Here is a 10,344-nt window from a genome sequence, read left to right as displayed (position 1 = left end):
TTGCGATTTAAATCAAGAGCATCGGTCTGTGCTTTGGTGGCGGCGGCCTTGAGCTGTTTGAAGGTTTCTTATGCTCAATTGAGCGCTACCGTTCAGTAACAGGAGCAGAACAACTGCAAGTTGCACAATGGCTTGAAGCTCGTGCTGAAGTAAGCAAAGTGGAAGTTAGCGAGCTGATTGACGCAAACTACGCGTTCTAAATTGATGTTGTACTGTTAGCTTTGCTTAGAGGTCTACACGGCTTTTAGAACGAGTAACAGTACGCCAGAATAAAGGCCGAATCGTTAAATCGATTCGGCCTTTTTGCGTTTTATTCGTTCCATTTCTATTCTTTATCTTCTTTTCTATCCCTTCCTGCGTAAATGATGAATTGATACTTTTCGCCTAAATATTAATACCTTACCGCTATTTTTATTGGCAGTAATAAGTTTGGATAAACTTGTGAGAGTTTTATGAGAATTCAATGAAGTTGCTGATAGATTTGATCGCCATTCTTAGAGTCAACAACACCACAGTTCGTTCTGGCAAAGGTAACGGTATATCGCTGTTACTCGTTTTGTTGGCAACGATAGGACTCGATAAAGGATGGAATCAAAATGAATAAACGTACTCAAATCAGCTTAGTGATCAGCTCGGCTATGCTGGCCTTCGGAGCGGCTCAAGTTCAGGCTGCTGAGCTTGAAATCACTGTCACTAATGCAACGAAAGGGATCTACTTTACGCCTATCTTAGCGGCGGCTCATGACTCAAGCCTGTTCATGTTTAGAACGGGTGAAACGGCTTCTGCGGAACTAGAATCCATGGCCGAAGGTGGCGATATTTCAGGTTTATCTGGTGTCATTGCCAACGCGGGAGGCGTGGTGGTTGAGAATCCAGCCGCCGGAATCCTCAACCCAGGCGTCGCAACTACGTTTGATATCAGTACTGGTGATTTAGAGTACCTATCATTGGGTGCCATGCTGCTGCCGACCAACGACGGCTTTGTTGGTCTAGATAGCTGGAAAATCCCAACTCAAGCGGGCACCTACAAAGCGACTCTAAATGGTTATGACGCGGGTACAGAAGCCAATGATGAGCTGGCGGGCAGCATGCCGAACCCTCCATTCATTACCTTTGGCGCTGGTGGCACTGGTGTAGAAACGGCAGTAACAAACGCTAAGGTTCATATTCATCCGGGTAACATTGGTGATAGTGACGCGGCGGGCGGCATCAGTGACCTCGATAGCAGTAGCCATCGTTGGTTAAACCCTGTTGCAACTATCACCATTGTTGTGAAGTAAGGGGGATATATGAAAGCTAGAATTCTATTTATCGCTGCATCAGTAGCTGTTTTGGCGGGTTGTCCGGACGATGACGACGATTACTATCGCTATGATGTGAGTGTTACTAACCTCACTCCTAATCAACCAATGTCACCACTCGCGGTGTTGACTCACAATACGAACTTTGACCTGTTCGAAGTTGGGCAAAGTGCCTCTGTCGATCTTGAATACTTGGCGGAAGGTGGCAGTAATGCACAATTACTTGCGCTCAGTGACAGTGACGCCAATGTTTATCAAGGCATCTCAGGCAATGGGCTGATTCTTTCAGGTGAGCAAGACACGGTGTCGATCCGTGTCGACCCAAATCAAGAAGGGTATATCTCAGTTGCTTCCATGTTGGTGAACACCAATGATGCGTTTGTCGGCGAATCTGGATTATCGCTCAAGTCATTATCGGTGGGTGATACCTTTACCATGAATATGAATGTTTGGGATTCGGGAACTGAGCTGAACGATGAGCTTGCTGCAACCATTCCGGGACCAGCAGGCGGTGGTGAAGGTTTTAATACCACACGAGATGACACCGATGTAGTGAGTTTCCACTCTGGCGTAGTCAGCCAAGATGACGGCCTTACGACTTCTACTTTAAGTGCCAATCATCGTTTCCTTAACCCCGGTGCAAGAATCACCATTACTCGAACTGAGTAACAGGTTGAAAGCACGATGAAAGAATTCCTGCTCTGTTCCGGTCAATTGAAAGGTGGGCAGACTCAGAATAGAGCAGGGATCATGAATAGTGCTGCAGTAAATTTGATGGCAAACATATTGTTGGTTGAAGACGATGATGACTTGGCTGAACTGGTGCAGATGCATCTTAAGTTCCAAGGGCATAACGTAATCAGAACTAATGTGATCGAAAAGGCTCAGGCGCTCTATAAAGAGGGTAATTTCGATTTGATCGTACTGGATCGTGGCTTACCAGACGGTGACGGACTCGATTTCTGTCGAATGTTGCGTCAGCAAGAGGATTGGACGCCAGTACTCATGCTAACCGCAAGAGACGCTGAGCTAGATAAGGTGTCAGGTTTAGAAGCTGGTGTTGATGACTACATAACGAAACCTTTCAGCGTTCTCGAGTTTCAAGCAAGAGTGAGGAACGTGCTTCGCCGTTTAAGCCATGTTGAATCAGCCACTCAAGAGGTTGTGACAGCAGAATCGATTATGAATTTTGGTGGGCTCACTATTCAACCCGAACGCCATCAGGTGTCACTTAATAACCAAGACGTACCGCTGACTGCTACCGAGTTTACCTTACTTCATTTCTTAGCAACCCGTCCGGGACGTGTGTATAGCAAAGACGAGCTGCTCGATTATGTTTGGAATACTCATCACTCTGGCTATCACCATACCGTGTGTAGCACAGTCAACCGTCTAAGAACCAAGCTTGCGATGCCGAATAGTGATGATGATTTCATTAAAACCGTTTGGGGTGTTGGCTATAAGTTTGAGTCAAAAGCTTAAGCCTGTGTGTAGCGTCCCAAGCTTACTTAAAGGCCAGTAAGACTCAAGCGCCACCGAGGAGATAGCATGAGTTTCAAATCGCGTTTAGTGTTGTTCACCAGTTTGTGGTTTCTGCTCGTGAGTGTGGTGATTGCTTACACCTATAATTGGCAAAAAGAGACCATAGAACAAAGAACTAAGCAGAGCTTACACAAAGAGCTCGCGGTTCATATGCGCGATGATAATCCTCTGATGATTGGTACCGACTACAACCCTAAAGCGCTCAAATCCATATTCCACACCTTGATGTTGATAGGGCCAGATTTCGATATCTATTTCCTCGACAGTCAGGGCAAGATTACGACTCATGCTGCGCCGGAAGGCACTGTGTTAGCCAACCAGATAGACTTAGCACCCATTCAACAGTTTTTAAACGACGAGCCTTATCCCATTCTGGGGGAAGATCCGATCAATCCCGGGGCTCGTAAGGTGTTTTCTGTGGCAGCGATTGAAGAGCTAGGTTCGACCGTCGGGTATCTGTACGTTTTGATTGGCAGTAATCGCCACACCGTGATTGCCAATTCGCAGGTCGACACGCCATACATCGCGCTAGCGGGGCTCATGCTTATCTCTATCCTAGGTTTTGCGGTTGGGGCTTATCTGTTGGTCAAACGTAGCCTGTTAAACCCAATAGAAGCAGTAACCAACAAGCTACAACAACAAGCAGAGCAAGATTTTCGATTGGATCCGAACTTCATTCATCAAGTACCAGAATTGGTGCCGATTGCGCGCTCGTATCAGTTAATGGCGAAGCACATTCAACAGCAGTTTTTGCAACTTGAATATCAGTCATCACATCGCAGACAAAGCTTATTACAGCTCAGTCATGATTTGAAAACACCATTGTCGAGTGTGTTGGGTTATCTGGAAACGTGGAAGATTCAAAACCCGCAATCAGACCCGTTAATTGACGTTGCTTACCGTAACGGCAACAAGTTGTCTGAACAGCTCCATTCGCTGTTAGATAGCGCCAAGAATGATAACCCGGTACCCACATATCAATACGCTTCAATCGATTTCAATGGGTTAATGAGCGAATGCTTAGAAACGATACAAAGCCAATATCGCCATAAAAATGTTGAGTTGAACGTTAATATGCCTAATGGAATCAAGGCTGTGGGCGATGGTGATTTGCTTGAGAGGTTGATTTTGAATCTTTTAGATAATGCATTGAGGCATAGCCCAAGTGGCACCGCGGTGTCGTTAGATGTTGGTTTTGAAGCGGATTCCAAACGGGTGAAGGTGGTGATTCATAATGAGGTTGAACTAGAAGCGCCGAATGGTTCGTTAGGTATCGGCACTAAAATCGCGCAGTCGATACTGATGTTGCATCACAGTGTGCTAGAAACAACAAAGGCAGAGAACTCCTTTCAGCAAAGCTTTTACTTGCCTTCGGTATAGCTCTATCTGCCTTCGGTTTAGCTTGATGCGTAATTAAGTAGAAGTAACGTTAAGCGTCTTTACTGTCTTCGTTGCCTTCGTTCACTTTTGCGTAGAAGTGAAGCAGCTCAGTTAATTCTTTAACCCAGCCAAACGCATCTTTAGGTGCGTTCTTTAAGATCTTTTCTACTTTCTCACAGTGCACTTCGATTGCGATTGCTTCTTCAAGGTTGAAAGAAATTGAGTAGAAGTGCCAAAGCAGTAGGCGAGTCATTCGCTCGATGTTCTGTTGCGAGTTATCCGACTCTGAGAAGGCGAGGTTCACTTCACCAAGCGCGATAGCGGTCATTCGAAGCATTGCGTCAAATTTTGCTGATTGCATGCGCTCTTCGCTGGTGACTTCTTCTTGCTCGAACGTAAACAATTCCGTCATTGCATCTTCAGGAACAAGGCGATGAATCATTCTTAAACTAAATTCTTCTAGTTCATGGCGAGGCATGGTGATTAAGCAATTTAAGGTGTAGTCGCGTTGCATGGTGTTCTCTTGGATCTGCAAAAAGGTCGGACAGTTTAATGGAGAAGCGAGCTCAGAAAAAGCAGATTTTAGATAAGCCTACGTTTGTGGGCTTATCTGTGTACTACAAGCCCTAAAATCGATGCTTAGGGGAACTGTATTTAGGTTTGAACGCAGTATCAGGCTTTGCTGTGGCTTGGCGGTTGGTACTGCATCGACTGGTCGTTTCTCATGAATATGTTGCTCGCGACCAAACTGCCGATGCAAATAGAACCAAGGGCGAGCCAAGTCATCGTATCAGGAATCTCGTTGAATAGTGGGAGCGCCAACAAGGTCGCCACTGCGGGTGTTGCACTGCCAAAAGCGGCAGAGCGTTCAGCCCCTAAGGTATTAACCGCATAAAGGTAAGTGAACGCCGCGATTAAACCCGCCCCAACGCCTTGCACTGCTGAATGAACGGCAAGCTCCGTGAAGGGCCAACTAGCGATTGGTGTGCCCATTAGGTGGGTTGGGAGGGTTCCAGTCAGGATTAGGACGAGTAACAGCAAAGTAGAACAGAGAGAAATAAAACCGGCACTGACTAACGCATTAAGATTAGCGACACGTGCTGAGATGGTGAACATCGCCCACATTAAGCTTCCGCATAAAAACAACAAATGACCTTTGGTGTATTCGAAGTTGAAGCTGCTTAAGCTACTCCCTAAAAACAACAGTATGCCGAGCAAAACCAAACCTAAACCAACAACACGATGTCGGCTGAGTGGCTGCTTAAAAAAGAGTACCGCAATTCCTGTAACGAACAGAGGAAGCGTGCCCGGAACAAGAGCACTGCCATGAGATACCGGAACAAACTGCATCGCCGTTCCCGCAACGAGCAGATAAGGCAATCCGCTACCTACAAACATACCCGTTAGATAGCGTTTAGGGACGACGGCAATCGCGCTGCGTGCTTTCCACACCAAAGGCAATAACACCAAAGCCGGTATGAGAAATCTTGTGAGAGCGATATCGGCAGGTGTTAAATCTGAATTTGCGCCGCCTTTAAGAGACAGGAAGAAGCTCGCCCAAATGAGTAGGGTGACAGTAATAGATAAGTAGCCAAGATTCATAATATAGAAGGAGAGTGGGTGATGACTCATTATGGAACAGTTGGTGTGCCACAGGTTGGCAAGTTTTGGCCCAACTTGAACTATCGTTGATGATTTCTGCTAACATTCACTAAATAATTAACGGATTTAACTAATGTTTGGTATTTACTATGGATAGAATTGATAGGCACCTTCTCGAACTGCTACAAAAAGATGGCAGGTTAACCACGGCTGAACTTGCTGATGAAGTGGGGTTATCACCTTCGCCTTGTGCAAGACGAGTCAAAAGGCTAGAAGAAAAGGGCATTATTGACGGTTATCGTGTGAGCTTGTCACGAGAACAAGTCGGCATCGCAATGAGTGTGTTTGTTGAGGTGAGCCTAAACAACCACCAAGAAGTGTCGATAGATAAGTTTGAAGCGGCTGTTGTAGAGATGGAAGAGGTGATCAGTTGCCACGTTGTATCTGGGGCTTATGACTATTTGCTAGAAGTGGTTAGCCCGAACTTGATGGCCTACGAGGCATTTACAAGAAAACTTCAAAGGCTCTCTAACGTTAAAGATATTCATACCCACCTCGCGATAAGACAAGTAAAAGGCAATGCACCACTGCCAATTTATACCGATTAAGCCAAACTCTGAGCAGTAACACGAAGGTAGAATGAGCTGAGAACGAAATGGTTTACTCCTAAAGCAGAAGCGCGGTCAATATCAAAAATCATCCATTCAGTGTCAGGCTTCAGGCAATAAAAAACGGAGCACCTAGTGAAAGGTACTCCGTATATGATAGGTGCAAAACTTAGTGATACTTAAAGTTAGAGATTGAACAATCCCCAGTTTGTGCATTAATTCTGAATGAAAAAGCATGTGAATGATAATCCACGCCGTCATTCCAAATTGTCTCTCCAAATATCTTACATAGCTCTAGCTCACTTACTGAACCGAACTCTTCCATGTGTTTAGCTACAGATAAAAGTTTACCTCTTATCTCTGCAGTCCATTCCGTGTTACTCAAGCAGTTGAAAGCCATAGTCTTTTGCATATTACCTAGCCAAAATGTTTCTTGTTATTAAGTTATATGAAGATTCATGATAACAATTTTCTGGCGTTTGTAAATCTATTTTGTGATGAATATCTCACATACTCGCTTGCATTGGTCGGAAATTGAACTTCATTGTTGATAGATAGCACATTACTTTTACAACCTATTGATAAAGCTTTGATTAACGAGTTCTTAGAATATTATGAATGGGATTGAGCATATTTATTGGAAAAGTCCAGTCGAACGAGTGAGAGAATCTAATGGTGATTTCAGTTTGATCCATCGTTTACCGGTTGGTTTATGTGGCGTGCTTCATCAATCATCGTCGCTTCTCTGCGGTATTTTGAAGACAGCTGACGGAATTTTTCACTGAGTGTATGCAGATCTCGGGAGAGTGATTGTGAGCTTTGGACGTGCACCTGCGCGCTTTCTGCCTGGCGTGGGAGTTTTGCTTTGGTGCAGTGTTTGGCGACGGCTTGCCATGAATACGCTAGAGAGTCAGCGCCTTCAAGTTCACTAGACACAACATACGCCTGTTGTAGCAAAACCTCGGAGACGTCATACGCGGTATTCATATGACTATTGAGCTGCACATTAAACCTTTCTTCGTACTTAGCCCAAAGTTCAATGATCTGCTTTTCATTAAAGTGTTTAGATAACAATGTTTGTGATTCGTAGGTTGAGAGAACTTGGTTGAACTCTTTGGTGTACTGATTATAGCGACCTTCAAAAGAGAGCTGACGATCCAACAGTGTTTGCCAGTTTTCACGGTCACAATGATTCGCTAGAGCGACATTGGCACTCAAAGTTACGCTTACAATGATAACCTTCCCCCAAAAACTCATGACTTTCCTCTACTTACCGTGCGCTCTATTGAGAGTATAGATGAGCAGCAGCATGAGTTGATGTACACTTGAGACATACCTATAACGGAAGAGCTGGTGGATTTGATGAAAAAAGCGCTGATCGCTTTACTTGTGTTGTTGATATTGGGCGGAGGGGGAGGAGCGGCATACTACTTCTTGGTCATGAATAAAGACCCAATCTCACAAGAGAAAACGGAAGAGCCGGCGTTAGAAGCTACCGAGCAATCTGAATCTGACCTTGTACCCATCATGGATCTTCAGCCTGAAACCGAGCAGACGGAATTTTACGTTTTGGAGAGAAAGCTTGAAGTGGTCGAGCAACCTGAAATTGATGGCTTGATAGCAGATTACCTCTATAAAGGAGAAAAGGTGGTGGTACTCGAGAAACAAGGCGAATGGGCACGTATCTCAGACTATATAGTCCTTAAAGAAGGCGGCCCACAGACGGCGGAATGGGTCTCTATGTCAGGCTTATCGAATGATGAAGTCATTATTTCGGAAAAAGAAAGCAAAGAGATATTGGATTCCTATTTGGTTAAGTCTGATGACCTCAAGATCCATCAAGAAAAATTCCGTAATTCGGTGGCTAAACTGATCTCTGAAGGGGAGTGTGCCCCAAGTGATTTTGAAGAATTAGGCGGATGGGTGAAATCTGTTAAGTACAGTCACAGAGATGTTTATTTTATTTATTGTGGTGGGTTGTCCCTTGAAAACAAAATTTATCTTGATGTAAATACAAATGAAATATTTACGAAGTAAGATCCCACGCTCTATTTATTAATACTATTTACTTAAGCCCACTCATAGATTGAGTGGGCTTTTTTTGTCTATTCATTATGCTCATCTTCCCCATTTAGAACGTTAATTATATTGAAGCTCATATAGAATTATTAGGAACCATTTATTAATGGCTAATAAGAGCTTTGCTATTATTCTCGTGATCAATCATTTCAAATTCCCACATTGCATTATTCTTGAAACAAGCTGAGAGATATAGATTTATCTCGTATTTACAAAGGCTTATCTGCTTGGTGATAAAAGTAAAATTAAATAAAACTTATTAATATCAGAGTCTTACGTAGATTTACATATTCGTAACATTTCATTGGTTTTGGGATGTAGGTCTAGTTTTTAATCATAATACGAAAATATTTTATATTTGTAATAATACTTTTTGATTTTGAGCTGTAGGGTTTAATTAAAGCAAAACGTAAAGTTTAATTATCAACTAAGACATTATCTTATTAACATCATTGTTATTTAATTGCTTGTAAGGGATGGAACCATTAATGAAAAAGCTTGCTTTAATTACAGGGTCAAAAGGCGGTATCGGCTCAGCAATTTCTTCTAAATTAGTTGCAGACGGCTATCGTGTTATCGCGACTTATTTTACTGGAAATTACCAATGTGCCTTGGATTGGTTTCACGAAAAACAATTCACCGAAGATCAAGTGAGATTGTTTGAATTAGATGTTACCAATACTGCGGAATGTGCGCTGAGCTTAAGCAAGTTGTTAGAAGAAGAAGGCACGGTGGATGTTCTAGTCAATAACGCAGGTATTACACGTGATAGCGTCTTTAAAAAGATGGATGCCGAAGCGTGGAAAGAGGTTATCGAAACGAACTTAAACAGTTTGTTCAACGTGACTCAACCTTTGTTCGCTCCTATGTGTGAAAAGGGTAACTGCCGAGTCATCAATATCTCTTCTGTCAATGGTCTTAAAGGCCAATTTGGACAAACTAACTACTCGGCAGCAAAAGCTGGAATGATTGGTTTCTCTAAAGCATTGGCTGCGGAAGGCGCTCGTAGCGGCGTAACCGTGAACGTGATTGCCCCTGGCTACACAGCAACGCCTATGGTTGAGCAAATGAAGCCTGAAGTACTGGATTCAATCAAGAACCAAATCCCGATGAAACGCTTAGCAACACCTGTTGAAATTGCAGACGCAGTGGGCTTTTTAGCGAGTGAATCTGGCGCGTACATTACAGGCGAGACATTGTCTGTGAATGGCGGCTTGTACATGCACTAATTGGCGAAACTCAAGGGATTGGAATGATGGAAAAAGTATTTATTGTTGCGGCTAAGCGCACTCCTATTGGTGCATTTACCGGGTCGCTAAAAAACGTATCTGCGGGCGAGCTGGCTGGCGTTGCGATCAAAGGTGCACTTGAGTCTGTCGATATTTCGTTAGATGCGATTGATGAAGTGATCGTCGGCAACGTGATTTCGGCAGGTCAAGGCATGGGGGTTGCTCGTCAGGCTTCCATTTATGCAGGGCTTCCTGAAGAAACACCAGCATACGGTGTGAACATGATTTGCGGAAGCGGCATGAAATCAGTGATGGACGCAGCGGCGCACATCAAAGCACAAGATGCTGAAGTGGTTATTGCTGCTGGCGTTGAAGTGATGTCACAAATTCCTTTTGTGGTACCAGCGAGCGTTCGTAATGGTCACAAAATGGGTGACATCTCAATGAAAGACTTACTGGTTGGTGATGGCTTAACCGATGCGTTTAATCATTACCACATGGGCATGACCGCTGAGAATATCGCGAACACGTTGAATATTTCGCGCCTAGCTCAAGATAACTATGCTTTAGAAAGCCAACAGAAAGCCGTTGCTGCGATTGAAG

The 10,344-nt window shown here is 44.0% G+C and carries 12 protein-coding genes and 2 pseudogenes; 10 read left to right on the top strand and 4 right to left on the bottom strand.

Annotation, left to right across the window (positions count from 1 at the left end; genetic code table 11):
* Positions 1 to 11: 11 nt before the first annotated feature.
* The 6 genes and pseudogenes from AB4484_RS25620 to AB4484_RS25595 form a co-directional block, all read left to right on the top strand.
* Positions 12 to 200, top strand: a pseudogene (locus AB4484_RS25620) (50S ribosome-binding protein YggL); the annotation flags it as partial.
* A 263-nt stretch (positions 201 to 463) separates the two neighbouring features.
* Positions 464 to 604, top strand: coding sequence for a hypothetical protein (locus AB4484_RS25615; RefSeq protein WP_181949898.1), 141 nt, complete (start codon positions 464 to 466; stop codon positions 602 to 604).
* Positions 597 to 1,280, top strand: coding sequence for a spondin domain-containing protein (locus tag AB4484_RS25610; protein WP_372080931.1), 684 nt, complete (start codon positions 597 to 599; stop codon positions 1,278 to 1,280). Before AB4484_RS25615 ends, AB4484_RS25610 begins: the two co-directional genes overlap by 8 nt.
* A 9-nt stretch (positions 1,281 to 1,289) precedes the next feature.
* A complete protein-coding gene (locus tag AB4484_RS25605; protein WP_372080930.1) occupies positions 1,290 to 1,970 on the top strand; it encodes a spondin domain-containing protein in 681 nt (226 codons plus the stop codon).
* A gap of 81 nt (positions 1,971 to 2,051) precedes the next feature.
* Positions 2,052 to 2,783, top strand: a complete 732-nt coding sequence (locus tag AB4484_RS25600; protein ID WP_372080933.1) for a response regulator transcription factor — start codon at positions 2,052 to 2,054, stop codon at positions 2,781 to 2,783.
* A 66-nt stretch (positions 2,784 to 2,849) separates the two neighbouring features.
* On the top strand, positions 2,850 to 4,223 hold the full coding sequence (locus AB4484_RS25595; protein WP_372080929.1) for a sensor histidine kinase: 1,374 nt from the start codon (positions 2,850 to 2,852) through the stop codon (positions 4,221 to 4,223).
* Between the two features lie 49 nt (positions 4,224 to 4,272).
* Here AB4484_RS25595 and AB4484_RS25590 read toward each other — a convergent pair whose 3' ends face one another.
* Together AB4484_RS25590 and AB4484_RS25585 are read right to left on the bottom strand one after the other, a co-directional pair.
* Positions 4,273 to 4,737, bottom strand: coding sequence for a hypothetical protein (locus AB4484_RS25590; protein ID WP_017062624.1), 465 nt, complete (start codon positions 4,735 to 4,737; stop codon positions 4,273 to 4,275).
* A 158-nt stretch (positions 4,738 to 4,895) separates the two neighbouring features.
* Positions 4,896 to 5,825: a DMT family transporter gene (locus AB4484_RS25585; protein WP_372080932.1), complete on the bottom strand. Its 930-nt coding sequence runs from the start codon at positions 5,823 to 5,825 to the stop codon at positions 4,896 to 4,898.
* 149 nt (positions 5,826 to 5,974) lie between these two features.
* On the opposite strand from AB4484_RS25585, the gene AB4484_RS25580 reads away from it, so the two are divergent.
* Positions 5,975 to 6,433, top strand: a complete 459-nt coding sequence (locus AB4484_RS25580; protein WP_017062622.1) for an Lrp/AsnC family transcriptional regulator — start codon at positions 5,975 to 5,977, stop codon at positions 6,431 to 6,433.
* A gap of 169 nt (positions 6,434 to 6,602) precedes the next feature.
* On the opposite strand, the gene AB4484_RS25575 is transcribed toward AB4484_RS25580, so the two are convergent.
* Positions 6,603 to 6,845, bottom strand: a complete 243-nt coding sequence (locus AB4484_RS25575; protein ID WP_017062621.1) for a hypothetical protein — start codon at positions 6,843 to 6,845, stop codon at positions 6,603 to 6,605.
* A 269-nt stretch (positions 6,846 to 7,114) separates the two neighbouring features.
* The gene (locus AB4484_RS25570) at positions 7,115 to 7,690 is read right to left on the bottom strand and encodes a hypothetical protein (protein ID WP_060981222.1); all 576 of its coding nucleotides are present in this window, start codon (positions 7,688 to 7,690) and stop codon (positions 7,115 to 7,117) included.
* A 96-nt stretch (positions 7,691 to 7,786) separates the two neighbouring features.
* Here AB4484_RS25570 and AB4484_RS25565 point away from each other — a divergent pair, with 96 nt between their 5' ends.
* The 3 genes and pseudogenes from AB4484_RS25565 to AB4484_RS25555 all read left to right on the top strand — a co-directional run.
* The gene (locus AB4484_RS25565) at positions 7,787 to 8,470 is read left to right on the top strand and encodes a hypothetical protein (RefSeq protein ID WP_372080928.1); all 684 of its coding nucleotides are present in this window, start codon (positions 7,787 to 7,789) and stop codon (positions 8,468 to 8,470) included.
* 530 nt (positions 8,471 to 9,000) lie between these two features.
* Positions 9,001 to 9,741, top strand: a complete 741-nt coding sequence (locus AB4484_RS25560) for an SDR family oxidoreductase (RefSeq protein ID WP_372080927.1) — start codon at positions 9,001 to 9,003, stop codon at positions 9,739 to 9,741.
* Between the two features lie 26 nt (positions 9,742 to 9,767).
* Positions 9,768 to 10,344, top strand: a pseudogene (locus AB4484_RS25555) (acetyl-CoA C-acyltransferase); the annotation flags it as partial.

Origin of the sequence: Vibrio sp. 10N.261.46.A3, from assembly GCF_041472995.1 — a bacterium.
GTDB lineage: Bacteria > Pseudomonadota > Gammaproteobacteria > Enterobacterales > Vibrionaceae > Vibrio > Vibrio coralliirubri.
The sequence above is the reverse complement of the archived record's forward strand: the minus strand, read 5'-3'. Positions and strand labels throughout refer to the sequence as shown.